Origin of the sequence: Fictibacillus enclensis, from assembly GCF_030123385.1 — a bacterium.
Classification (GTDB): Bacteria; Bacillota; Bacilli; order Bacillales; family Fictibacillaceae; genus Fictibacillus_C; species Fictibacillus_C enclensis.
Map to the genome: position 1 here is coordinate 4,886,295 of NZ_CP126109.1, position 25,421 is coordinate 4,911,715.

The following is a 25,421-nucleotide window of genomic DNA, read 5'->3' on the forward strand; positions in this document are numbered from 1 at the left end:
GAAAAACGGAAGAATCGGAGGCGATTTCATGACTGAATACGGGAAGTCGATTCATCCGGCCGCAGCTTACGAAAACAGACAAGCCCGCCGCATGAAAATCACAAAACAAAATAGCCTGACCTTTACATTTAAAAAGTCCCGGGAAGCCTTTGTTGTGACACAATGGAACGGCGACCTCTCTCCTCCACTGGAATATATGAAAGAATGGCTGCTTCAAAAAAATTCAGGCGCTCTCATCATGCCTGAGTTATCCGACTTTATTATCCATTGCTTTGAACGGGCATGGCTGGGCGAGCCGCTGACCGTTGAAGCAGAACTTCATGATGTTCCGTTCCTTATAGCACTGCATCCTGTTATTAATGAAGGCAGGGTCTTTGAGGTGAACGGTTTTTGCCTTGACATTAAAGACCGGATCACCGCAGAGAACCAACTGAAGGAAAGTGAGCAGCGGTTTCACTCTCTCATTAACCATACGATCGATGCCCTGTTTTCCATAGATACACAGGGAAAACTCACTATGGTTAATCCCGCAGCCGAAAAACTGACCGGCTACACGGAGGAAGAACTGCTGGCTATGACTTTTCATCCGCTTCTGCCCGACGACAAAAAGGAAAAATACAATAATGAGTTCCATAAGTTGCTCCGGGGCCCCTCGCAAACGTTTGAGGTGAAGCTTAAGAAAAAAAGTGGGGAAATTGTTTATGTCAACTTGACGATTACACCGATCACCGTGAATGACGAAGTGCTTGGAGTCTATTGCATCGGAAAGGACATTACCGAACGGATCGCACAGGAAGCAGAGCTTAAAGAAACGAAAGAACTTCTCGAGTCCCTGTTTACCCATTCAGCCGATATGATTTCCATTTATGATTTTGATAAGAAAACGATTAAATTGAACCCCGCCTTTGAGAAAACCTTCGGCTGGAAGGAAGAAGAGCTCAAAGACTGCCAAAGCCCAATATTCCCCATTGTGCTGGACAAATATATGCAGGAATCACTGCAGATGATCCAGTCCGTCAAAAAAGGAGTTCCGATTAAGGGTCATGAAATGATTTGTCAGCGCAAAGACGGATCTCTGCTTAATACCAGTGTGACGCTGTTTCCCATATGGGATCAAAATGGCCGGGTACATGCCTACTCGGGCATTTCGCGTGACATTACAGAGAAAAAGCGGCAGGAAAAGGCGCTTCGTGAAAGTGAAGAAAAGTACCGGATTATCGCCGAAAATACAATGGATTTAATAGCGGTGTCAGATGACCACGGAAAAGTAATCTATAGTTCACCATCCAACAAAATCGTTCTGGGAATAGAGCCTGAAACGTATTACGGGAAATATGCAGGCGAATTTGTGCATCCGGAGGATCGAGAACGTGTCCATCTGCTGATGCGGGAGATGGTTCATTCCAGAAAGCCCATTAAATTTGAAGCCCGCTGGAAGAATAATAACGGTGGTCACGTTTTGCTCGAAACAAATGCCACACCGGTCATTAATGAAAAAGACCAGGTAGAGAGCATAGTGGTCGTATCCCGGGACTTGACGGAGCGCAAAAAAACAGAGGAGATGCTGAGAAAATCGGATAAGCTGTCAGTCCTTGGCCAGCTGGCTGCAGGGGTGGCCCACGAAATCCGCAATCCGCTCACCTCGATTAAAGGATTTTTGCAGCTTTTGGAGTCCAAAGCTCAGGACAATAATGAATATTATGAGATTATGCTTTCAGAAATTGACAGGATCAACTCCATTGTCAGTGAATTTATGGTACTTGCCAAACCGCAGGTTATGAACCTTGTTCCTACCAATCTGACGCATCTGCTGCGCCATGTCATTTCTTTGCTGGAAACTCAGGCCATTTTAATGAACGTGCAGATTCATTTTCATGCCGAGGAAAACCTGCCCCTGGTCTCATCTGCCGATAGTCAGTTAAAGCAGGTATTCATTAATCTGCTGAAAAACTCCATCGAAGCCATGCCTGAAGGCGGTAAAATTTATATTTCTGTGAGACAGCAAGCAGAGCAATTAAGCGTGGCGTTTACTGATGAAGGATGCGGGATCCCAAAAGAAATGCTGCCTGCTCTTGGTGAACCCTTTTACACAACAAAGGAAAAAGGGACAGGCCTCGGGCTGATGGTGTGCTATAAAATTATCGAGAACCATGGCGGAAGTATTCAGGTAGCGAGCGAAGTAGGTCAAGGCAGCACCTTTACCGTTATCCTTCCCATCCTCACCGAACCGGCCTGACAGCTGGATTGACTTTCCATGGCAAACCACAAAAAAAAGCAGGGCAGCCGCCCTGTCAGGCTGTCGAGAAACTCTCGACAGTCTATTTTTTTATCCATCAACTTTATTTATTCACCGCGTTAATTTGTTATAATATAACTAACAAATAAGGATCGGACGGTGTTTGTATGTATAAGCCTAAAAAGGATACTCAGAATGAAGCAGAGTTTGTTTTTATCGAAGATTTGGTTCCTGAAGACCACCTCTTGAGGAAGATTGATCGCTATATCGATTTTTCTTTTATCGGTGAGAAAGTTCGTCCTTATTATTCAGAATCTACAGGACGTCCTTCGGACCCTATTCTGCTTTTCAAGATGATGTTCATCGGCTATTTCTACGGCATTCGCTCAGAACGACAACTTGAACGAGAAGTCAAAACCAATATCGCTTATCGCTGGTTTCTTGGCTTAAAACTGAATGACCCTGTTCCAGATCATTCCACGATCAGTTGGAACCGGCGGACTCGTTTCAAAGATACCCACGTCTTTCAAGAGATCTTTGATGAGATCGTCCTTCAAGCCATGAATCATAAAATGGTGGGAGGAAGAGTCTTATTTTCCGATTCTACCCACCTTAAAGCGAATGCCAATAAACATAAATTCACAAGAGAAGAAGTGGAAGCAGAAACAAGAGGATACATTGAAGAATTAAATCAGGCGGTCGAGGAGGACAGAGAAAAGCACGGAAAAAAGCCCTTAAAAGAGAAAGAGGAGGTGAAAGAAAAGAAGCAAATTCGCAAAAGTACGACTGATCCCGATTGTGGTTTTATGTCGCGAGACCATAAACAAGAAATGTTCTGTTATTTAGATCATAGAACGACCGATATGAAATTCAATATTATCACCGATGCCTATGTCACCCCTGGGAACGTGCATGATTCTGTGCCTTACCTTTCTCGTTTAGACCGCCAAATCGAACGATTTCAATTAGGGGTAGAAGCTGTGGCTTTAGATTCAGGCTATCTCACCACTCCGATTTGTAAGGGACTTTATGACCGGACGATTTTCGGGGTGATCGCCCACCGCAGATACCACCCAACAAAAGGGCTGATGCCGAAATGGAAATTTACATACGATAAAGAACGGGAAGTATATGTTTGTCCCAATGGCCAGGAACTCGTCTACTGCACAACCACAAGGGAAGGATATCAGGAGTATAAATCGGATCCCAAGCTATGCGCAGAATGCCCACTATTAAATGAGTGCACGCGTTCAAAAAACAAACAAAAAGTCGTAACGCGCCATGTCTGGGAAGAACATAAAGAAAAAGTACGCGACAACAGACTGTCGGCTTCTGGAAAGATGCTTTATAAATTTAGAAAAGAAAAGGTGGAGCGAAGCTTCGCAGATTCGAAAGAGCTGCATGGGCTTCGCTATTGCAGGTTGAGGGGATTACAGAATGCGAGTGAGCAGGTGCTTCTCACAGCAGCCTGTCAGAATATGAAAAAGATCGCCACACACCTAGCCAAGCTTGGCTAGGTGTGTGAGGATCTTTTTCTTCAGAGAAATCACACAACAGGGCAGTAATTCTAAACAAATAAAAAAGCTTGTGGAGAAAAAACAGAGCTTTCTCCACAAGCTGGCAGGGCAGCCGCCCTGTTTTTTTCATTCTGTTATTATTTTTCCTCCGGCCGATTTCTCAAGACGGTTCATAATGGCAGTACCCACGCCTTTTTTCGGAAAGACCTCACTGAAAATAATCTCGGCCTCGCTCTCGTTAAATGCACGCAATGCATCATAAAGATGATGAGCCACACTTTCAAGCGCGTCATGGGACCCACAAGGTATGACCGTATCCGCCTGGTAAAGGTGTGTGTGCTCATTACATGACAATACACCTGTTTTTCTTCCTTTTGCTTTTTCCTTATCCACAAGCTTCTGAATAAATGCCGGTGATCCATCCACCAGGTAAAGCGGGGCATTTGGTGCATAGTGTGTGTATTTCATGCCCGGCGACTTTGGCGCCGACGTATCCGGAGAAACAAGACCCGGATCCATGGCAGTTTCACCAGCCACTTCTTCAAGCTGTTCCCTGGTCACTCCGCCAGGCCGCAGAATGGTCAGTTTTTCGGATGTACAGTCAACCACCGTGGATTCCACTCCCACACCGGTTGGACCGCCATCCAAAATACCCACAATTCGCCCCTTCAAATCTTCATAAACATGCTGGGCGGTTGTTGGCGATGGCCTTCCCGAAATATTTGCGCTTGGTGCTGCGAGCGGCAGCCCGCTTTCACTGATCAGCTCCAACGCGACAGGATGATCCGGCATCCTTACCCCCACTGTGGACAGCCCTGCTGTCACACGTCGGGCTACCTTTTCTCCTTTGGGCAAAACAAGGGTTAGCGGTCCTGGCCAAAAGGCTTCCATCAGCATTTGCGCCCGCTTTGGAATTTCCGCCACCAAACCTTCCAGTTGGTCTAGACTTGAGATATGAACAATAAGAGGATTGTCGCTCGGCCTTCCCTTCGCCGCAAAAATCTTTTCAATCGCTTCATCGCTCTCCGCATTTCCCCCCAGTCCATATACGGTTTCCGTGGGGAAAGCAATGACCTCATTATTTTTTATCCACAGGGAAGCTTGTATAATTTGTGGATGGCCTGTAAGCGAATCGCTTTCTTTATCCACAGACCATATGTTTGTAGTAAACTCCTTCATTCCCACTATCCTTTCAAACCGCCGCTTTCCATTTTTACAGCCTTTCACGCCTATTATCCACAATTTATACACAAAAGACGATTTATTGTGCATAAATTGTGGATAATTAATTTTCCTGCAGGCTGCAATACAGCAGGACCACATCCTTTTCGGCTGTTTTTTTATAATGGGCGGTATTTTCTACATGAGCAGGAACCTTTTCTGCCGGCACTGGCCGAAATGACAGAGGCTCAAAAAGATGAGCAGCCTTTGTCAGCAAATAAAGTGTCTCTACTCCTTTTTCCTTACAGTATAGCAAAATCCGCTGGATCAATCGCAAAAATATCTGTTCATTGGAATATTCCTTCTTTAAAACAAACGATCGGAGCAAACCATCCTTTTCCACCCGTTCCAGTCCTACGGTCCCAATGGTTTCGCCTTTATCATTCTCCACCACAAGGTAGTTTCCAATCCCTTCCCTCATTCCATCCGTGCCCAAACCTGCCTGCTTAACCAGATCACCGAGACTTCTTGCTTCATGCGGCATCGCCGCTCTCAAACGAATGGTCATGGCGCTCACTCTCCTCTAGTATTTTGTTAAAAGTCTATGAAACAACCATGAAAGTTATGCAGGGCTTTTAAGAGAACAGACTGCCAATCTTATTGGCCACAGAGGTAAAGACTTCTCCCAGAAAAAATTTCACTTCCACTTTTTCTTCTTTTGGTTCTTGAACAGCCGGCGCGTCTTGCTCTGCTCCTGAAGCGACTTCCTTTACTCCCTTTTGATCGGTTTTAACGGCATCCCCATTTTCAAAATCCAGGAAGCACAGTGGAGGGAAAAGCACACACCACCAATTGGCTCCCTTGCCTTTGCCAAGCGTGATCAGAAGAGCTTCATATTTGCCCGCAGGGTAAATATAGTTGCCGTACATTTTGGTTGGAAAAGCAACTTCTTTATTGAATTGTACTTTATAAGGAATATCCAGGCCAGCTTCTCGCAAATACGTCTCCACTACTTTTCTTACCTCTGGCAAATGCTTGTTAATCACTTTTTCTGCCTGGTCATGTGAATCGAGACCGCCCACCCATGTGGTAATCTGCTCATTCACCTTGTCCCTGATCTTTCTTTTTAATGCCTGATCCTTTTCTGCATCACTGTTGGCCAGAATGCGGAGACGGATGGCATCACTCGGAATTTTAACCGATTCATTCATCGTCGCGTTTGCCACCTTCGTCTGGGTTTCAAAAAACAGAACCATCGCAATCAGCGATAAGAATAATAACGTCATAACCGATTTTTTCGAACGTTTCATGATCAAGCTCCCCTTTCGTTTTCTATCCTCAGTGTGGACCGGGCGGGGAGAAAACATACTACTAAACTATCAAACAAATCCCGAAAAAAAGTGACAAATAACGGGATGTGGATGTCACAAATTTCTTAAACATATCAAAAAGGTCACATAATTCCTTTCTTAAAGACCGGGTCTGCTATAGTAAAGACATCCCTATCACCCCCTTTTTCATGTAGATGATGAAAACGAAGAGCCTCCCGCTTAGCGGGAGGCTCTTTATGTTGTCCTTAAACAAGGACCGGGTTTACTTGATTCAATTCACTTTTTAAGAATTTGGCAAGCTCGAGCATTCCATATTTTCCTGCTGCCGCTTCAGCGTCCGAATTATAGTTGGTATTCGTATTGATGTCATACGTATAAATCGTACCGTCTGCGTCTTTAATAAATTCAATACCGGCCACCTGGATGTTGTTATCTGCCAGTACCTGTTCATATTTATCAATAATGCTTTCCGCGAAGTCCTGCTGAATCTGAAACTTTGGTTTAGCTGGAGCTTCTTCTCCAACCGGGCAGAACAAGTCCCCAATCTGGCAGGCATCTGCCGGACAGAGTTCAAATCCTTCAGACGTATCTACCCGTACCGCATATACAAACTTTCCGCCAACAAACTCGCATCGTGTGATGTAGGACTCCGGTGACTCGATGTATTGCTGAATAAGCGTAATACCATCAACCGGCTCCTCGAAATCCGGGCCAAGTACATAATCCTTCAATCCCTGATAGGAATGAAAAAGCTGTACACCGAGTCCCTTTCCTGCACGGTTGTGCTTCGTAATGAACGGCTGGCCGCTGAATTGTTCCGCCGCCTGCAAAATTTGTTCCTTGCCTGCAGCTGCAATGGTTTTCGGTGTTTTCACTCCATGCGCTTCCAATTCGAGATACTGTGCCACTTTGCTGACCTCCAGCTGCAGAGCACGGCTGCCGTTCAGCACTTTTCTGCCATGGCGCTCGAGCCAGGCAATCACACTGGCAGCAAGTTCAGGAGCGTAACGGTGTCCCCGTGTATGGGAGGAAGCGCTCATGCGGCTGTAAAAAATGCCTTCAGGAGGTGTTTCGGACAGGTTAACCGTGCCCTGATCCAGATGCCAGGTTTCGTATGGTACTTCTAACTCGTCCAGCCGCTTAATTAAATGGTTGGTCCATTCATCGTTTTCGTGAATGATGTATACTTTTTTCAATTTCATCTCTCCTCTTCTCTTCTAGCTTAACGCCTTTTCCTGGTTGTATTTTTCCACTAACGGCATGACTTGCTTTGAAAATCGCTCCATTTCCTCCAGCTGTGGTGAGAACTGAAGCAGCAAAAGCTTTAGTCCGGCTTCTTCATATTCAACAATCCGCTTCGCGATTTGCTCAGGCGTTCCGATCAGGTTCGGGCGCAGACCCCGGTTGGAAACAGAATAATCCTGCAGCTGAATCTGCTGCTCAAGCTGAGACTTGCTTGTAAAATCCTTAAAGCCTGCATAGCCGCTCGTTTCTTTCACATCCGTGATTCGCTCGAGCTCTGCCTGTGCTTCTTCCTCGGTATCCCTGCAGATGACGTAAGCGGCCATTCCAAACGAAGACAAGGCCTCTTTTTCCGTCTGGGCTCTACGGTTTTTCATATCTGTAATCTTGGTATGGATCTCCTCAACAGTGCCCCCATGCATGACATAGGCATCACAGGAAGAAGAGATAACCTGTTTTCCACGTTCGCTCTCACCGCCGGCATAGAGGACAGGATTAGGCCGTTGCACCGGTTTAGGCGACAGTTTTGTTTTGGCAAGCTCATAGTACTTCCCTTTATAATTAAAGGTTTCTTCAGTCCAAAGGCCTTTTAGGACATCGATGAACTCCTGTGTTCGTTCATAGCGCTCATCATGGGCGGTAAAGACGCCGCCATACTGCTTCGCCTCTTCTTCCCACCAGGCAGAAACCACATTCAAGGTAAATCTTCCGCCGCTGATCTGATCAATGTTGGCAGCCATTTTGGCAGTAACCGCCGGGTTATGGAATCCGGGGCGAACCGCGGTCATGATTTCAATCTTTTCTGTAACTGCAGCCAGACCGGCCGCCGTTGTCCATGCTTCTAACGCGTCCTGTTCCGGTCCTTTTATATCATTCAGATAAAGCTCCGCAATCAGTGTAGTATCGTATCCCCATTTTTCCGCCGACTGAATCACTTGTTTTGCATAATCAAAGGTCGGAGGCATATTTTCGTCTTCCACGTTTCTAAGCCAGCCGCCGAATATGGGTAGCCAAAATCCAAATCTCATCTCTTTCTCTCCTCTGCTTTATTAAAACGAAAAAAACACAAAAAAACTTCTTCTTAGATAAGAAGAAGTTTCCGCCGCTTCAATCTTATCTTTCAGGATGTGTTCCTGCTGGATTTAGCACCTTCAAACGGGTTGCCGGGTTTCATAGGGCCAGTCCCTCCACCACTCTGGATAAGATTTATTTTATTATAGTAATCCTACAACAAAAGTAGGACTTGCGTCAATATTTTGAAAACCCAATTTCTGCAATAACCATGCGTTCCTTTTGGCTGATGTCCCGCACAGTGACCACGTCGGCTCCCGGGAAGGTAATTCGCAGCATCTCCGCTACCGTCTGGCCCTGGTCATGGCCGACTTCAAAAGCAACAATCGCTTTTGGCTTCAGCACTTGTGGCAATTCCTCCATAAACCTTCTGTAAAAAACATAACCGTCCTGGCCGCCGCTGAGCGCCCTCATCGGTTCCTGATCCTTAACGATCGTTTCAAGCCCCTCTATTTCCCAGTCAGGAATGTAAGGGGGATTGGAGACAACAATGTCCGCCTTTTCGCCTTTTTCGATCCACGGCTGCAGGAGGTCCCCATGAAGGAAACGGACGTCCGCGCCCAAACGCCGGCTGTTTTCTTTTGCCACTTCAATCGATTCTGCGGCAATATCAACCGAGGACACAGAGAGGCTCCGATTTTCCAATGCTAAAGTGATCGCAATCGCCCCACTGCCTGTGCCAACATCGATGGTCTGAATCTCCTTTTGATCCCCAAACCGTGTTTCTGCACGCTTGAGTACTTCATATACAAGTTCTTCGGTTTCGGGCCTTGGAATGAGGACTTCCCGGTTTACGATGAACCTGCGTCCGTAAAACTCTTCATAGCCCGTAATATACTGGACAGGCACACCTTCACCATGTTGTTTTACCGCTGCTTCAAATGATGCTCGCTGAGCCTCTGTCATGGGATCATTCAATCCCATGAGCAGCTCGGTCCGGCTGAGATCACCGAGCACATGGCGCAGCAGCAGTTCTCCCGCTTCTGGTTCGCGTTTCTTTTCTTTTAAAAAAGATGAAGCCCAGTTCAGGGCTTCATGCCGTTTCCTATTTTCCATTTTACGCTTCCGTCTGAGCCTTCATCAAGCTGGTCTGGTCTTCTGTAATGAGAGCATCAATAAACTCATCCAGCTTGCCGAGCAAGATCTGGTCCAATTTTTGAAGAGTCAGTCCGATTCGGTGGTCGGTTACACGGTTTTGCGGGAAATTGTAGGTGCGGATTCGCTCTGAACGGTCTCCCGTTCCCACGGCAGACTTTCGGTTTTCATCATATTCCTTTTGTTTTTCCTGCTGAATTTTATCGTACACACGGGCACGGAGAACCTTCATCGCTTTTTCTTTATTCTTGATCTGTGATTTTTCATCCTGACAGGACACAACGGTTCCTGTTGGAATATGTGTAAGACGAACGGCGGACTGGGTCGTGTTAACAGACTGTCCCCCCGGTCCGCTTGAAGTAAAGGTATCTACGCGGACATCTTTTTCATGAATCTCCACTTCTACTTCTTCTGCTTCCGGAAGAATCGCTACCGTGGCTGTGGATGTATGGATACGCCCGCCGGATTCCGTAGCAGGGACACGCTGTACACGATGTGCGCCATTTTCGTATTTCAGCTTGGAATAGGCACCATCTCCATTCACCATGAAAATGATCTCTTTATAGCCGCCAAGCTCGGTATAGCTTGCTTCGATTACTTCTGTTTTCCAGCCCTGCATTTCAGCATAACGGCTGTACATTTTATAGAGATCCCCAGCAAACAGTGCAGCCTCGTCTCCACCGGCCGCCCCACGAACCTCAACGATAACGTTTTTGTCATCGTTCGGGTCTTTAGGAAGCAGCAAGATTTTTAGCTGCTGGGTGTATTCTTCAATTTTTTCTTCGAGTTCGGAAATTTCTTCTTTCACCATGGCCGTCATTTCGGCATCCAGCTTGTCTTCAAGCATGACTTTGGCTTCATCCAAGCCTTCCTTTGCTTCCTTATATTCGCGGTATACTGCTACCGTCTCCTGAAGGGAAGATTGTTCCTTGGAATATTCTCTTAATTTATTCGTATCGTTAATGACCTCAGGGTCACTCAAAAGCTCATTTAGCTTATCGTATCGGGCTTCTATCGTTTCTAAACGTTCTAACACGCTTTTCACCTCATTTTAATGGCATAACATTCTAATTATAATACAGGGGGATGAAGCAGTCAAAAGGCTTCAGGCACCGTTTTATGGCAAACAAAAAACCCGGGCTGTGCCACTTATCCCGGGAATGACTGCAATCGCTTCTTCATGGAGGACCTGACACCTTCCGCAAGCTCATCGAGCTCTGACAGAAGTTTCACTCCTTCTTTATTTTCTTTGTCTTGATATAAGATTCTGTTTACAAACTCGACAGAAATGCCGCGCGCATTTTTTTCTTGAAGCACCAGACTATCCTCAGGGTTGACCCTGCCTTCTTCAAGCACCCGCATGTAATAACCCGAATATCCGGTGTCCTGAATCCACTTCACCATGAACGGCTGATTCAGTTTCGCTGCAACTTTAAAACACGGCTGACGGGGCTGACAAACCTGGACAGCTGCCTCTCCGAGCTTAAAGATATCTCCGATAAACACCTGATCTTCAGTCAGACCTTTGACGGTAAGGTTTTCACCAAAAGTGGGGATTGAAAGAGAAATGCCCAGTCCCTTTTCCCAATACGAGTAATGGTCATGCGAGTAAACACAAACCGCTTTTTCCGGACCGCCATGATGAACCGTATCCGCCTGAACATCACCTTCAAAATTCAGTCTGGACAGATAGAGCGGCTTCTGCACCTTCTCTTTATTGATAGCTGAGCTTACCCCTTTCCCCTGCCATTCAATCGTGCCTGCTTTTCCGGTATTTAATGCGACCAGTGTCCCTTCCAAGTATGTACACCTCGTTTTTTCTTTTATCGTACTCTATAGAGATGCGCCTGGTAAATCTTTTTAATACATGGATGTATGATTTTTCAGCGCTTCATAATCGAGACGCTGCTGATTGATGCGGATCGCCTTTGTCAGCTCTTCAATCACAACTTTTTCATCTGTTATGATATTAAAAACAAAGGGTATGGTAGCAAAGTGACCAAAGAACTGGGTACAGCCTTTATGCCGAATATCATGCTGCGTATCCGTGACAGGATTCACTTTTACAATAAAATTCCCCATGGATTCATAGATCGGGTCCAGAGGCTTTTCGTTTAGCTTTTTAATAAGTGTGGTGATTGGAACACAAGGTTCGTTCCAATCTGTTCCGTTTGATAGAATATCCAACATTTTCTACACCTCTCTACTATCAATGTTCGACAGGAACGATAGGTTCTTGATGGTACTGGAGCGAATGCAATTGATTAAAGAGGATACCCCATGATTCATAGAGAAAATCCTTTATGAATAAGATTAAAAGAAAGCAATAGGGAATACTATAGCAGAACAGAAAGGGGATGGCCCATGAACTATTGTATCATTGGCGGAGATGCGGCCGGAATGAGTGCGGCCATGCAGATTGTCAGGAATGATCCGGAGGCGAGAATCACAGTATTTGAAAAGGGAGGCATTTATTCCTACGGACAATGCGGGCTTCCCTATGTGATCAGCGGGCTGATTCCCTCTTCGGAATTACTGGTTGCCCGTGATGTAGCCACCTTCAGAGAAAAGTATGGTATGGATGCGAGAACCTTCCATGAAGTGGTTGGCGTTGACCCGACAGAAAAGAAAATTTATGGCGTACATACAAAAACAAAAGAAGAGTTTACCTTCTCCTATGACAAGCTTCTTATCGCAACAGGAGTCAGCCCTGTTTTGCCGCCATGGGAAGGCAGACAACTGCCAGGGGTTCATGTTGTAAAGACCATTCCAGATGTTGAAGGGATCATCAAAGACATGGACGCTTCTATTCAGGATGTGACCATTATCGGCGGTGGTTATATCGGCCTGGAAGTGGCCGAGAATTTAAAATTTCTCGGCAAAAAAGTCAGGATTATTCAACGGGGAAATCAGCTTGGCTCGATATTTGATCCCGACATGGCCGAACTGATTCTGGAAGAAGCAAAAAAGCATAACATTGAGGTTTGCCTGAATGAAGAAGTTCAGCGCTTAAAAGGAGATGACCGCGTTCAATTCGTTAAAACAGACAAACGCGACTATCCGACCGACATGGTGATCGTGGCGGCAGGCGTTAAACCCAACGTTTCCATGATTCAGAATACGGAGGTCCGGCTTCACGAAAGCGGAGCAATCCTCGTCAATCGGTATATGGAAACCAACGTAAAAGATATCTATGCAGCGGGAGACTGCGCAAGCCATTACCACCTCATTAAAGAAGTCGACGACCACATCCCGCTTGGCACGACCGCAAACAAACAGGGCCGGATCGCCGGACTGAACATGGCGGGAAAACGGAAAACGTTCAAAGGAATTGTTGGCTCTTCCATCATAAAATTCATGGAGCTGTCGCTCGGCAAAACCGGCATCTCTGTAAAAGAAGCAGAAAAGCTGCGTTTTCCAGTCGATACCGTCACCACACACGCTAAAGATATTGCAGGGTATTTTCCCGGTGTTGAGCCACTGCAAGTAAAACTGGTATTTGATGCAAACAACCAGAGAATACTTGGCGGACAGTTTATCGGAAAACACGGGGTGGATAAAAGGGTCGATGTATTGGCCACTGCCATTTATCACGGAATGGATCTGCATGAGCTGGAGGACTTGGATCTTTGTTATGCCCCGCCTTATAATGGGGTGTGGGATCCGATTCAGCAGGCAGCAAGAAGGGCAAAAAAATAAAAACGGCAAAGGCTGGGCAAGCGCTTATGTGTTTGCCGTTTTTCTATTGGTAATGCTTTGTATTATCAACCATCACTAAATGTTCCTTTTTATCTGCTGTCAATCTTAACAGAAAATTTATAGCGTGGCACTGCCCGTTCAACAGCAGTTACAATATCCCGGCGCATTTTCGCCTTTTTTCGAGATGACATGCTCGCAGGGACATTCACATGAATATGAGCGTAGTTCCCATTGATTGTGACCATTTGTGGATTTCTGCCTGTTTTACTGATCACAGCCTCGCGAATCTTATCCTGGTCATCCGAAATATCAAAACGGGCCGTGTTCATTTTTTGATAATCATTCGGGTTTTTATTCGTTTCCGAACTGTAATTGAATCGGGGATTATTTTTAGTGGCATGATAGTTGACGATGCCATGGCCCCAAATGTTGTCTTTTATGTTTTTATTCGATTCATTGGCCGTGGGCTCAAAATGATCTTTGGAAACGGGAGAACAGGCACTCAGCAGTACGGATAGAATGATAAAAATTCCCGTCTTTTTCACAGAAAACACCTCCCTTAGGTAATAGGGTTTGTGAGTATTCTGCAAAACATACAGACAAAAAAAGGATGGTTCTCCAGAAGGTGCAATCACCACCCTCAAGAGAACCATCCCTTTTTATTCAGACTGCTCAACAAGGCTGGTGAGCAGAGTATTAGGCTTTCCCGGCACTTCATGACAATGACGGCAGCGCGGCTCGTACGATTCCGAAGCGCCCACAAGAATAATGGGATCATCATAAGAAGCAGGCTTCCCATTAATGAGCCGTTGCGTGCGGCTTGCCGGAGATCCGCATACCATGCAAATCGCCTGAAGCTTTGTCACCGTTTCAGCAAGCGCCATTAGCTTGGGCATGGGACCGAACGGTTCGCCTCTGAAATCCTGGTCAAGACCCGCAACAATCACCCGAATGCCATGGTCTGCCAATTCCTGAACAACTGAAATCACATCTTCATCAAAGAATTGAATTTCATCAATTGCTACTACTTCCGTGTCAGGAGAAACCTTTTTCAGGATATCGACAGACTTTTCAACAGGCTTGGCAATAACAGCTGTTCCGTTATGGGAAACCACCGACTCTTCACTGTAACGGTTGTCAATCACCGGCTTGAACACCTGCACTTCAAGCTTTCCATATTTCGCCCGGCGGACCCTGCGAATCAGTTCTTCGGATTTCCCCGAAAACATGCTCCCGCAAATGACTTCAACCCAGCCATTATGCTTCATTACATACATGTTCGTTCTCCTTCCCATGTTCATTTATGAATACATTCTATATTATGTACGTTCGTTCGTACCTGCAATGCCTGAAAAACAGCGGAATTTCGCATAAATTTACAAAAAAAAGGAGCAAGAAGTTCTCTTGCCCCTTACAACTTGCAGCATATTACTTAAGATTGTATTTCTTTTTGAAACGGTCAACACGTCCGCCAACATCTGTAAACTTCTGACGACCAGTGTAGAATGGGTGTGTATCGGAACTAACATCCACTTTAATTACAGGATAAGTATTTCCATCTTCCCATTCAATGGTTTCGTTAGAAGACATTGTAGAGCCGGACAAGAACTTGTAACCGCTGCTTGCATCCATAAATACAACTTTTTTATAGTCAGGATGTAAATTTGGCTTCATTCGTTCTCAACTCCTTCTGCCCTGAATCCTGTGAATCCAGAGTTAAAATAAGCACATAGCAGTAGTATAACAGGGCGCTGGTTGTTTTGCAACCGCAATTTCCTTATATTCTTCAGGAATTCGACAAAGACTTCACGCGCTTGTTCGAGCCTGATTTTTCAGCTTCAAACATATCGAAAAATTCTTCATTATTGGTGGTCTTTCGTAAACGCTTCATAAAGGTGTCTACGAAGTCATAGGAATCATCCATCGTCTTGCGGATCGCCCACAAAGATTCAAGGTGATCCTTCTGAATAAGCATTTCTTCTTTTCGTGTTCCTGACCGGCGGATATCAATGGCAGGGAAAATACGGCGTTCGGCCAGTTTCCTGTCCAAATGCAGCTCCATGTTGCCTGTCCCTTTAAATTCCTCATAAATCACATCATCCATACGGGAGCCAGTCTCAATCAGCGCTGTCGCCAAAATGGTCAGACTGCCACCTTCCTCGATGTTACGCGCCGCTCCAAAAAAGCGTTTTGGACGGTGGAAGGCAGCCGGATCAATACCTCCGGACAGCGTACGCCCGCTCGGCGGAATAACCAGGTTGTAGGCTCGAGCCAGTCGGGTAATACTATCTAAAAGGATAACCACATCTTTTTTATGTTCAACCAGGCGCATAGCGCGATCAAGTACAAGCTCTGCGACTTTGATGTGGTTTTCAGGCACCTCATCAAATGTGGAGCTCACCACATCTCCCTTAACGGAACGTTCAATGTCGGTTACTTCTTCCGGACGTTCATCAATAAGCAAAACGATTAGTTCTGTATCCGGGTGATTGGTGGAGATACTGTGCGCAACCTCTTTCAGCAAGCTTGTTTTTCCTGCTTTAGGAGGAGCCACAATCAATCCACGCTGACCGAAGCCAACAGGGGCAATCATATCCATAATGCGGGTTGAAAGATTGGTGCGCCCGGTTTCAAGCACCATTTTCTTTTCCGGATACAGCGCTGTCAATGCAGGAAAATGCACACGTTCCTTAGCTGTATCAGGATCCTCACCATTTACCGCTTCAACCTGAAGCAAGCCATAATATCTTTCATTTTCCTTCGGAGGACGGACTTTGCCGGAAACTTTATCCCCGTTTCTTAAATCAAAACGGCGGATCTGGGAAGCAGAAATATAAATATCCTGAGAGCTTGGCGAGTAGTTGATCGGACGTAAAAACCCAAATCCCTCGTTAGGAATGACTTCCAGAATCCCTTCCATAAATGAATAGCCATCCTGCTCAGCCTGTGCTTTTAGAATGGAAAACATCAATTCCCTTTTTGTCAGTTTTCCATAATACGGTACTTTATATTGTCGTGCTAATTCATATAGTTCTTTTAATTTTTTTGTTTCTAATTCAGATAATATTAAACCCATTTTGACACCACACTTTATTCTATTTTCTCAATCGTTTATTTCCTGTTTTTGATCGTTTAATTGAAAGAACAGGGCAACAGAAATGAAGGGTTGGAAGGATACATTTTGAAGTAATAACCGAAAAAGTGGATAATTAAAATCTATGAATAAATACAATACTTCATATTTTAACCACAAATACTGACTTTAATCAAGTCCAATAAAGAAGAACACCGCAAAAAGCAAAAATGCCGGACGCTTTCCTCTGCACATCTTTATAGAAGTTAGTGTGCAGAGGCTCCAAAAGCGCCGACGTTTTTTGCAATGTTTATGGTTTTATAACAAGGTCTGGTTTCTTTTTGAGACTGTGTCTGCCATCAATAAAGCGGACGGTACCCGATTTTGCACGCATAACAACGGAATGTGTTGTTCCGACGGTTCCTTTAAACTGGACGCCTTTTAAAAGCTCCCCGTCCGTTACACCCGTTGCAGCAAATATCGCATCATCGCCCTTTACGAGATCTTCCATGCGGAGTACCTTATCAATATCAGTAATCCCCATTTTTCGGCATCGCTCCAGCTCTGCTTCATCCTGAGGGAGCAATTTACCTTGCAGTTCTCCACCAAGGCATTTAAGCGCGACAGCAGCGATAACTCCTTCAGGTGCTCCTCCGGAACCGAATAAAATATCAACACCTGTTCCTTCAAACGCGGTATTAATGGCCGCGGCGACATCGCCGTCGGAAATCAGCTTGATCCTTGCTCCCGCTTCTCTGATTTCCTGAATGACTTTTTCATGCCGTGGACGGTTTAGAACGATGGCCACCAAATCCTCGACATCCTTATTACGGGCTTTCGCTACCGCTCTCAAGTTGTCGATGGTTGGGGCATTGATGTCAATCATCCCCACAGCTTCAGGACCCACTGCAATCTTATCCATATACATATCCGGTGCATGCAGCAGGTTTCCATGGTCTGCTACAGCCAAAACAGCCAGCGCATTCCAGGTACCGGAAGCCACAATGTTTGTTCCTTCCAGCGGGTCAACGGCCACATCCACACGCGGTCCATAACCCGTACCTAGTTTTTCACCGATATACAGCATTGGAGCTTCATCCATTTCTCCCTCTCCAATAACAACCGTTCCCTTCATAGGGACTGTATCAAAAACATCCCGCATGGCTGTTGTTGCTGCATCATCTGCCTCATCCTTGACACCCCGGCCCATCCATCGGGCGGAAGCAAGTGCAGCAGCTTCTGTTACACGTACTAGTTCCATTGATAAACTACGTTCCATTGTAAAATTATCCCCCTTGTTAAACGCTTACAGTAATTTGAAATGCTGAAGTGAACGATTAGAGACGAATGGCATTAGAACTCTTGAACATCAACACGCTTTTTGTGTTGGGTGAAAGAGTGAAATGACCGAGTCTCTGTTCACTGAAGCTGGACAGTGAAATGCTGAGATGGCCGTTCAAAAGCGAGAAGTGTTGGAACTCTTGAACACATATACGCTTTTTGTATTTTGTGAGAGAGTGAAACAATCGAGCTTTTGGCCATTGAAGCTGAACAAAGAAATGCTGAAGTGAACGATTAGAGACGAACGGCATTGGAACTCTTGAACATCAACACGCTTTTTGTGTTGGGTGAAAGAGTGAAATGACCGAGTCTCTGTTCACTGAAGCTGAACAAAGAAATGCTGAAGTGAACGGTTAGAGATTGAGCGGTCTGAGACAAATAACAGTGCAGGACGGAATTTCGACCGAAATCCGCCCTTATTTTTCGACTTCTTCAAGTTCCTCGATATCAAGATTCTCGCGCCAAATTTTCGCACCGAGTCCAACCAGCTTATCAACAAGGGACTCATAACCGCGGTCGATATGTTCAAGTCCGGAAACCTCTGTGATACCTTCCGCCATGAGGCCTGCAACCACAAGGGCAGCTCCCGCTCTCAGGTCGCTGGCTTTTACCTTCGCTCCCTCAAGACGGGCTTGTCCATTAATAATGGCAGACCTGCCCTCTACTTTTACATTCGCACCCATTCTTCGCAATTCATCAATATGCTTAAATCGTGCGGAATAAATCGTATCCGTTACAAGGCTTGTTCCTTCAGCCTTAGTAAGGAGCGAAGTGAACGGCTGTTGAAGATCCGTAGGGAAACCAGGATAGACCAACGTTTTAATGTCGACACTTTTCAACGGCCCATTACTGCTATGAATCAGAACCTGATCGTCCTTCGTTTCAATCTGTATACCCATTTCGCGAAGTTTGGCAATCAATGATTCCAAATGCAGAGGAATGACATTGTCTATAACAACCTGCTGGCCGACTGCTGCAGCCAGGATCATGTAAGTGCCTGCCTCAATGCGGTCCGGAATAATGGAATGGCGGCAGCCATGCAGGTGATCGACACCATCGATCCGGATTACATCTGTACCCGCACCTTTTATTTTGGCTCCCATGCTTGTAAGCAGAGTGGCCACATCGATAATTTCCGGTTCCTTAGCCGCATTCTCAATAATCGTCTGTCCTTTGGCCCTTACAGCCGCCAGCATAATATTAATCGTTGCGCCAACACTCACCACATCTAAATAGATTCGTGCTCCAATAAGTTCATCTGCACGTAGGTAGATGGCTCCTTGTTCATTGGTCACTTTTGCGCCCAATGCTTCAAAACCTTTAATATGCTGGTCAATCGGTCTTGGCCCCAGGTTGCATCCTCCAGGCAAGCCAATAACCGCTTTTTTAAACCGGCCCAGCATCGCACCCATCAAATAATAAGAAGCCCTCAGCTTCTTTACCTTGCCATTGGGCAATGGCATGGCAATCATTTTTTCCGGATTGACCGTTAATGTGTTATTCTCATCGAGTTCGGCTTCTCCCCCGATTTCTTCAAGCAATGCTCTAAGTAAGTGAACATCTGATATGTTAGGCAGCTGATCAATGATGACTTGGGATTCTGCAAGAATGGTAGCTGGGATTAACGCGACTGCACTGTTTTTGGCTCCGCTGATATGAACGGTTCCTTCCAGGGGATAACCCCCTTCTATCATAAGCTTTTGTTCCATGGTCTGCTCCCTTCTGCATCAAGCATATCTGACGGTTGTCTTTTGTTGTAGTATTCTCGGACAACTGGAATATCATGCTAATTAAATCTCATTTAATGGAAAAAACCAAAAACAAGCACCACAAAAGGTGGTGCTTGTATAGGTCTTATTCAGATCTATCCGCGGTTTTTAACAGCTTCCCAATCGCTAAGGAAACGCTCTATACCCTGATCTGTTAATGGGTGGTTAGTGAGGCTCTTAATAACTTTAAGCGGGATTGTAGCGATATGTGCACCGCCAAGAGCCGCTTGAGTTACATGGATGGGATGACGAACAGATGCCGCGATGATCTGGGTCGGAAGTTCATGAATGGCAAAGATTTCTGAGATCTCAGTAATCAGTTTCAATCCATCCTGACCAATATCATCGAGTCTTCCAAGGAATGGTGATACATAAGTTGCTCCAGCTCGTGCTGCAAGCAATGCCTGGTTTGCGTTGAAGATCAATGTAACGTTTGTTTTGATGTTCATGTCGCTGAAAGCTTTTACTGCTTTTAGACCTTCAGTCGTCATCGGCACTTTAACAGTAACGTTTGGAGCAATTGCAGCAAGTTCTTTACCTTCTGCAACCATTTCCTCAGCATTTAAGGATACGACTTCCGCACTTACAGAACCCGGAACAAGCTCAGCAATTTCTTTGATTCGGCTGTGGAAATCCACGCCTTCTTTTGCTACAAGTGTTGGGTTGGTTGTAACCCCGGATAAAATACCAAGGTCATGCGCTTCCCGGATTTCATCAATATTTGCTGTATCAATAAAAAATTTCATGATTTAATTCACTCCTAAAAATTTAAGTGTTGGGCAGACGTCAGTCTAAAATCTTCTTTAGTCTTTTCCACACAACAACTTTCATACCCGAATTTAATGCTTTTAACACTTTTTATTGTAAATGAAACCGCCTATCATGTATAGGCGGTTTCATAGCAGTCAGCAAAAAAAGCGAATACCTTTTTTGCTTCTGTATATTACTTACGCCTTGTTTGAAGAACCGAACTCGCGCATTTTACCTTTAACTGTTTCCTGGATCGCATCACGGGCTGCAGTAAGGTATTTACGAGGATCGTATTTGTCTGGGTTAGCAGCAACAAATTCTTTTACTGCATTGAAAGACGCAATTTGGTTTTCAGTGTTTACATTAATTTTTGCTGTTCCCAAAGAAATCGCTTTTTGGATATCGTGGGTTGGGATGCCTGTCCCGCCGTGAAGCACAAGAGGCACACCAGTTAATTCGTTAACTTCTTTCATGCGGTCGAAACCAAGGTTTGGTTCCCCTTTGTAAGGACCATGTACACTTCCAAGTGCAGGAGCAAAGCAGTCCACACCAGTTTCACGAACAAGCTGATCACATTCAGAAGGAATGGCATAAGCAGCTTCAGCATCATCCACCACAAGGTCATCTTCCTGTCCGCCGATGCGGCCAAGTTCTGCTTCAACAGATACGCCGTGGAAGTGAGCAAGCTCAACTACTTTTTTAGTTAATTCGATGTTTTCTTCCAATGGGAAGTGAGATCCGTCGATCATGACAGAAGTAAATCCAGCATGGATTGCTTCTGCGCATTTTTGGTAGCTGGAACCATGGTCAAGATGGATAGCAACCGGAACGGTAATTTTATATTCTTCCATGAGTGCTTTAACCATGCTGACAACAAGCTTAAAACCACCCATGTAACGAGCAGCACCTTCTGATACCCCAAGAATAACTGGAGAGTTTTCTTCTTGAGCAGCTTTTAGGATCGCTTGGGTAAATTCAAGGTTGTTGATGTTGAATTGACCGACTGCATATCCTTCGGCTTTTCCTTTTTCGAGCATTTCCTTCATTGAAACTAAAGGCATCTTTCATGTCCTCCCTTTGCTTTTGGCACAAAAAAACGGAAAAGAACCATCTTCGTTCACTTTCCGAAAATGCCATATGTTAAACATGCATAGTATATTTTCAAATCCATTATAGCATACCAATAGCGCTTGAAAACCGCAATAAATCAGGCTTTTTGCGTGCAAGCGCTACCATTGCCGATATGTCAATGTTTAAAAGAATTTTGCATTACCCGGCATTAATTGGTAATTCTTTCCTTACAGCTGCCCGGATCTCATCAATGTCAAACGGCTTTGCAAAGTGAGTAATTGCCCCAAGCTTGATCGCTTCATGGATCATGTCCAGCTCACCGTATGCTGTCATGATGATGACTTGTATTGAAGCATCCAGCTTTTTAACTCTGCGAAGAATTTCTAACCCATCCATTCCCGGAATTTTCATATCCAAAATCACGAGGTCAGGACTTTCTTTTTGAACGATCGCCAAAGCTTGCACGCCATTTGCTGCCTGAAATGTCTGATACCCTTCCTTTTGAAAAATTTCATTAAGAAGAATTCGAATCCCGTACTGGTCATCAACAATTAGTATTTTACCCAACCTGCTCACCTCTGCCTTATTTTTCGTTCAACATTCTTATTCTAAACCTTATTCGGCAAGGTTTGCCAAATTCCTGCTGCTTGAAGTGAAATAAAAAAATGAATGAGATATACTACATTCATACAAAAACCTGTAAAAAGGAGATTTTATGCAAAAAATATTTTCGACCCAGCTTAATGGTATATTTACAAAAATACAGCAAGAAAGCGAGTATGCCATTGAAGATGCAGCGCGTTTACTTGCCCAGACACTAATAACCCGGGGTACCGTTTATTTTGCGACAAAAGATGAGATGAAAGCAATCGCTGCTGAAGGATTGAACGGAGCTGAAGCCTTTCCTGCTGCCAAAGAGCTATCAGATTCTGATATTCCTGAGTTGACAAGTACAGATATTGTCATTGCAGCAACAGGCTTTCGGGACGATGAGGGACTGCTTGGTCTTATACGTAAAGTGAAAGACCAGACAGAAACTCCTGTCATCCTTCTTGCCACCCGAAAAAAAGAGGGAGCACCCCAAGAAGAGGAATGGGATTCCTATATTCCTTTACAATTGAGAGGCGGACTCGTTCCTTTTGAAAATGGCGGACGTTCCGGCATTCCCTCTGCCATGGCGGGCCTTTTTGCTTACCATGTGATCTGTTTGACTGCAAAAGAAATATTGGAGGAGTATGAATAAAAAAATTAAAAACTTTGAAGGATATTGTCGCTTATTCGCGAAATTTTGAATAGAGGTGGGACTAAGGTCCTAAACTTCACCAGCCCCCTTTGTTCGTTTCACCATTCTTCTAAAAACATAAACCTCACACAGACTCTTCTTTATCCCGTGCCTGCAGCAGGATTCACCAAGCAGGTTGGCACAACCGAAGCACGTGGCCCTTTACCCACTGCAGTTTCCCCTCTCAAAAAACTGCGGCTTACCTCCAAAGGGCCAGCGAGCTGATCAACGAATAAAAACCCCCGGCTCCGAATAGCCAGGGGTTTTTCGTATAGGATTTCTTATTTCTTCTGTTGAAGCGCTGCTCCAATAAATTCACGGAATAAAGGCTGCGGACGGGTAGGACGTGAAATAAATTCAGGATGGAATTGGGATGCTACAAACCAAGGGTGGTCCTTGAGCTCGACAATTTCCACCAAACGTCCATCAGGGCTTGTTCCGGAGAAGACAAAGCCTTGCTTTTCCATTTGCTCACGGTATTCGTTGTTAAATTCATAACGATGGCGGTGACGCTCGTAAACCACTTCATCCTGATACGCATCATAAGCTTTTGTTCCTTCATCCAGCTTGCAAGGGTAAAGTCCGAGGCGGAGCGTTCCTCCAAGATCCTCGATATCTTTTTGTTCAGGAAGCAAGTCAATAATAGGAAAATCAGTCGTTGGAAGCAGCTCTGTAGAATGAGCATTGTCCATTCCTAGCACATTACGGGCAAACTCTACAGAAGCAAGCTGCATGCCAAGACAAATTCCAAGATAAGGGACCTTGTTTTCGCGGGCAAACTGAATGGCAAGAATTTTCCCTTCAACACCACGATCACCAAATCCGCCAGGAACAAGGACTCCATCTACATCTTTTAGAATATCGTTGACGTTTTCTTTTGTCACATCTTCTGAATTGATCCATTCGATATCAATATCCGCATCATGATAGTATCCTGCATGCCGCAACGACTCTACTACCGAAATATAAGCGTCCTGAAGGGCTACATATTTACCTACCAGCGCAATCTTCGCTTTTCCGGAAAGGTTCAGTACACGGTCGATCAGCGCTTTCCATTCGCCCATATCGGCTTCCCGGCAATCCAGCTTCAAGTGCTCACATACAATCTGATCCATTTTCTGTTCCTGCAAATCCATTGGAACACGGTACAAGGTGTCTGCATCACGTGCTTCAATGACTGCTTTTGGATTGATGTCACAGAACAGCGCGATTTTTTCCTTCATATCATCGGAAACAGGCATTTCCGTACGGACAACAATGATGTTTGGCTGAATTCCAAGGCTGCGAAGCTCTTTAACACTGTGTTGTGTTGGCTTGGTTTTCAGTTCACCTGCCGCTTTAATATAAGGAATGAGCGTACAATGGATATACATGACATTCTCAGAACCTACGTCACTCTTGATTTGGCGGATGGCTTCCAAAAAAGGCAAGCTTTCGATGTCGCCGACGGTTCCGCCGATTTCGGTAATCACAACATCAGCGTTTGTTTCCCGTCCGGCACGGAAAACGCGCTCTTTAATTTCATTGGTGACATGAGGGATAACCTGAACCGTACCACCCAAATACTCTCCTCGTCGTTCCTTACGCAAAACGGTAGAGTAAATTTTTCCAGTTGTAACGGAGCTGAATTTATTCAAATTGATATCGATAAAACGCTCGTAATGGCCAAGGTCAAGGTCCGTTTCCGCACCATCATCCGTTACAAACACTTCTCCATGCTGATAAGGACTCATCGTTCCAGGATCGACGTTAATGTACGGGTCAAACTTTTGAGTTGTAACCTTGACGCCTCTATTTTTTAGCAAGCGGCCCAACGATGCCGCTGTAATTCCCTTTCCAAGAGACGAAACCACTCCGCCTGTTACAAAAATATACTTTGCCATTCTTTATTCCCCCTCTGGATAATCACTAGTAAGTATTTCCCTCCGCCTCTGTTTCAAGCAGAATAAACGAATAAGAAAAAAAGAAGCTATAAAATAAAAAAAAACAAAAGTGACTCCTCCCCAATTAATGGGGGCACTTTTGTTTTTATCTGCAATAATCGAATTATATATACGTTTAGCCCAAAAATGATTCTATCGGCTTTCGCGAAACTTGTCAAGAACTAATAAAGAAAACCGGCGTGCATCTGCACAGCCGGTTCTGCTAACTAGCGGTCTTCTTCGTCTTCCTCTTCTACTTCGTATAATTCCTCTTCAGCGGCTTGGTCTTCCTCGTCCTCTATATCTTCATCCAGCTCTTCATCGCTGTCTGCGATATCGCCGAAGTCCTCATCCAAGTCTTCATCTTCATCTTCATCTTCATCTTCATCGTCGTCATCGCTGCTGCTTGCTTTGGCAAACTCATCATCCACCTCAAGTGCATCAAAGTCTTCATCTTCGAAATCTTCATCGTATTCATCGAAGTCCTCATCTTCAGCAACGACTTTTTTGCGCTTGGTCGGCTTGTTTGTATTCCCCAGTTCTTCCTCACTGCTTTCGATCGGATACCAGGCTTTGAGGCCCCACTTGTTATCTCCAAGTGAAACAAATCGCCCATCGATGTTCATATCCGTATAAAAATGAGAAAGACGACGCTGCACTGCAGCGTCAGAAATACCTTTCAAATCTTTAATGCGCTGTACAAGCTCATAAAAAGAAATGGTGTCTTTTTCCTCTTTCAAAATTTCAAAAGCAATTTCAACCATGGCCATTTCCATGATTTCTTCTTTTGAACGCGTTTTGATTAAACTCAAGTTGGCACTTCCTTTCAAATCAATAAATCTATTTATATTATGGATGCAT

Annotated in this window: 24 protein-coding genes and 1 riboswitch; of the genes, 4 read left to right on the forward strand and 20 right to left on the reverse strand. The window is 44.9% G+C overall.

Annotation, left to right across the window (positions count from 1 at the left end; all coding sequences use genetic code 11):
* The first annotated feature begins 28 nt into the window (after positions 1–28).
* Positions 29–2,236: a PAS domain S-box protein gene (locus QNH15_RS25145; RefSeq protein ID WP_283891483.1), complete on the forward strand. Its 2,208-nt coding sequence runs from the start codon at positions 29–31 to the stop codon at positions 2,234–2,236.
* Between the two features lie 167 nt (positions 2,237–2,403).
* On the forward strand, positions 2,404–3,753 hold the full coding sequence (locus QNH15_RS25150) for an IS1182 family transposase (RefSeq protein ID WP_283889030.1): 1,350 nt from the start codon (positions 2,404–2,406) through the stop codon (positions 3,751–3,753).
* Positions 3,754–3,879: 126 nt separating this feature from the next.
* Here QNH15_RS25150 and QNH15_RS25155 read toward each other — a convergent pair whose 3' ends face one another.
* The 9 genes from QNH15_RS25155 to QNH15_RS25195 all read right to left on the reverse strand — a co-directional run bounded on the left by QNH15_RS25155 (position 3,880) and on the right by QNH15_RS25195 (position 11,843).
* Positions 3,880–4,932, reverse strand: a complete 1,053-nt coding sequence (locus tag QNH15_RS25155; protein ID WP_283891485.1) for an L-threonylcarbamoyladenylate synthase — start codon at positions 4,930–4,932, stop codon at positions 3,880–3,882.
* Positions 4,933–5,038: 106 nt separating this feature from the next.
* Entirely contained in the window at positions 5,039–5,482 is a 444-nt protein-coding gene (locus tag QNH15_RS25160) for a GNAT family N-acetyltransferase (RefSeq protein WP_283891487.1), read from the reverse strand.
* 67 nt (positions 5,483–5,549) lie between these two features.
* Positions 5,550–6,224, reverse strand: coding sequence for a stage II sporulation protein R (gene spoIIR / locus QNH15_RS25165; RefSeq protein ID WP_283891489.1), 675 nt, complete (start codon positions 6,222–6,224; stop codon positions 5,550–5,552).
* A 266-nt stretch (positions 6,225–6,490) separates the two neighbouring features.
* Positions 6,491–7,441 (reverse strand): ATP-grasp domain-containing protein, encoded by a 951-nt coding sequence (locus tag QNH15_RS25170; RefSeq protein WP_283891491.1) that lies wholly within the window; start codon positions 7,439–7,441, stop codon positions 6,491–6,493.
* A 21-nt stretch (positions 7,442–7,462) separates the two neighbouring features.
* Positions 7,463–8,515 carry an LLM class flavin-dependent oxidoreductase gene (locus tag QNH15_RS25175; protein ID WP_283891492.1) on the reverse strand — a complete coding sequence of 351 codons (1,053 nt, stop codon included), beginning with the start codon at positions 8,513–8,515 and terminating at the stop codon, positions 7,463–7,465.
* 82 nt (positions 8,516–8,597) lie between these two features.
* A riboswitch (SAM riboswitch) is annotated at positions 8,598–8,693 on the reverse strand.
* Between the two features lie 42 nt (positions 8,694–8,735).
* Positions 8,736–9,614 (reverse strand): peptide chain release factor N(5)-glutamine methyltransferase, encoded by an 879-nt coding sequence (gene prmC / locus QNH15_RS25180; protein ID WP_283891493.1) that lies wholly within the window; start codon positions 9,612–9,614, stop codon positions 8,736–8,738.
* 1 nt (position 9,615) lies between these two features.
* Entirely contained in the window at positions 9,616–10,689 is a 1,074-nt protein-coding gene (gene prfA / locus QNH15_RS25185; RefSeq protein ID WP_283891494.1) for a peptide chain release factor 1, read from the reverse strand.
* Positions 10,690–10,802: 113 nt separating this feature from the next.
* Positions 10,803–11,453: an MOSC domain-containing protein gene (locus QNH15_RS25190; RefSeq protein ID WP_283891495.1), complete on the reverse strand. Its 651-nt coding sequence runs from the start codon at positions 11,451–11,453 to the stop codon at positions 10,803–10,805.
* Between the two features lie 60 nt (positions 11,454–11,513).
* A complete protein-coding gene (locus tag QNH15_RS25195) occupies positions 11,514–11,843 on the reverse strand; it encodes a hypothetical protein (RefSeq protein WP_283891497.1) in 330 nt (109 codons plus the stop codon).
* A gap of 174 nt (positions 11,844–12,017) precedes the next feature.
* Between QNH15_RS25195 and QNH15_RS25200 the strand changes: the two genes are divergently transcribed.
* Entirely contained in the window at positions 12,018–13,352 is a 1,335-nt protein-coding gene (locus QNH15_RS25200) for an FAD-dependent oxidoreductase (protein ID WP_283891498.1), read from the forward strand.
* 89 nt (positions 13,353–13,441) lie between these two features.
* On the opposite strand, the gene QNH15_RS25205 is transcribed toward QNH15_RS25200, so the two are convergent.
* The 9 genes from QNH15_RS25205 to QNH15_RS25245 all read right to left on the reverse strand — a co-directional run bounded on the left by QNH15_RS25205 (position 13,442) and on the right by QNH15_RS25245 (position 21,923).
* Complete coding sequence (locus QNH15_RS25205; protein WP_283891500.1) at positions 13,442–13,897, reverse strand: hypothetical protein; 456 nt, start codon at positions 13,895–13,897, stop codon at positions 13,442–13,444.
* Positions 13,898–14,011: 114 nt separating this feature from the next.
* Entirely contained in the window at positions 14,012–14,629 is a 618-nt protein-coding gene (locus QNH15_RS25210) for a thymidine kinase (RefSeq protein WP_061973454.1), read from the reverse strand.
* A gap of 151 nt (positions 14,630–14,780) precedes the next feature.
* Positions 14,781–15,026, reverse strand: coding sequence for a type B 50S ribosomal protein L31 (locus QNH15_RS25215; RefSeq protein WP_061973452.1), 246 nt, complete (start codon positions 15,024–15,026; stop codon positions 14,781–14,783).
* 112 nt (positions 15,027–15,138) lie between these two features.
* Positions 15,139–16,428 carry a transcription termination factor Rho gene (rho, locus tag QNH15_RS25220; RefSeq protein ID WP_283891502.1) on the reverse strand — a complete coding sequence of 430 codons (1,290 nt, stop codon included), beginning with the start codon at positions 16,426–16,428 and terminating at the stop codon, positions 15,139–15,141.
* A gap of 307 nt (positions 16,429–16,735) precedes the next feature.
* Positions 16,736–17,704, reverse strand: coding sequence for a class II fructose-bisphosphatase (glpX, locus tag QNH15_RS25225; RefSeq protein WP_061973448.1), 969 nt, complete (start codon positions 17,702–17,704; stop codon positions 16,736–16,738).
* 478 nt (positions 17,705–18,182) lie between these two features.
* Positions 18,183–19,475, reverse strand: a complete 1,293-nt coding sequence (gene murA, locus QNH15_RS25230) for a UDP-N-acetylglucosamine 1-carboxyvinyltransferase (protein WP_283891503.1) — start codon at positions 19,473–19,475, stop codon at positions 18,183–18,185.
* Positions 19,476–19,630: 155 nt separating this feature from the next.
* On the reverse strand, positions 19,631–20,281 hold the full coding sequence (gene fsa / locus QNH15_RS25235; protein ID WP_061973444.1) for a fructose-6-phosphate aldolase: 651 nt from the start codon (positions 20,279–20,281) through the stop codon (positions 19,631–19,633).
* A 201-nt stretch (positions 20,282–20,482) separates the two neighbouring features.
* Positions 20,483–21,346 carry a class II fructose-1,6-bisphosphate aldolase gene (gene fba / locus QNH15_RS25240; RefSeq protein WP_283891505.1) on the reverse strand — a complete coding sequence of 288 codons (864 nt, stop codon included), beginning with the start codon at positions 21,344–21,346 and terminating at the stop codon, positions 20,483–20,485.
* A gap of 208 nt (positions 21,347–21,554) precedes the next feature.
* On the reverse strand, positions 21,555–21,923 hold the full coding sequence (locus QNH15_RS25245) for a response regulator (RefSeq protein WP_129478789.1): 369 nt from the start codon (positions 21,921–21,923) through the stop codon (positions 21,555–21,557).
* Positions 21,924–22,071: 148 nt separating this feature from the next.
* Here QNH15_RS25245 and QNH15_RS25250 point away from each other — a divergent pair, with 148 nt between their 5' ends.
* Positions 22,072–22,599, forward strand: coding sequence for a DUF2529 family protein (locus tag QNH15_RS25250; protein ID WP_283891508.1), 528 nt, complete (start codon positions 22,072–22,074; stop codon positions 22,597–22,599).
* Between the two features lie 320 nt (positions 22,600–22,919).
* Here the strand turns inward: QNH15_RS25250 and pyrG are convergent, their stop codons facing one another.
* Positions 22,920–24,521: a CTP synthase gene (gene pyrG / locus QNH15_RS25255; protein ID WP_283891510.1), complete on the reverse strand. Its 1,602-nt coding sequence runs from the start codon at positions 24,519–24,521 to the stop codon at positions 22,920–22,922.
* A 266-nt stretch (positions 24,522–24,787) separates the two neighbouring features.
* Entirely contained in the window at positions 24,788–25,372 is a 585-nt protein-coding gene (rpoE, locus tag QNH15_RS25260) for a DNA-directed RNA polymerase subunit delta (protein WP_283891512.1), read from the reverse strand.
* Positions 25,373–25,421: the final 49 nt, after the last annotated feature.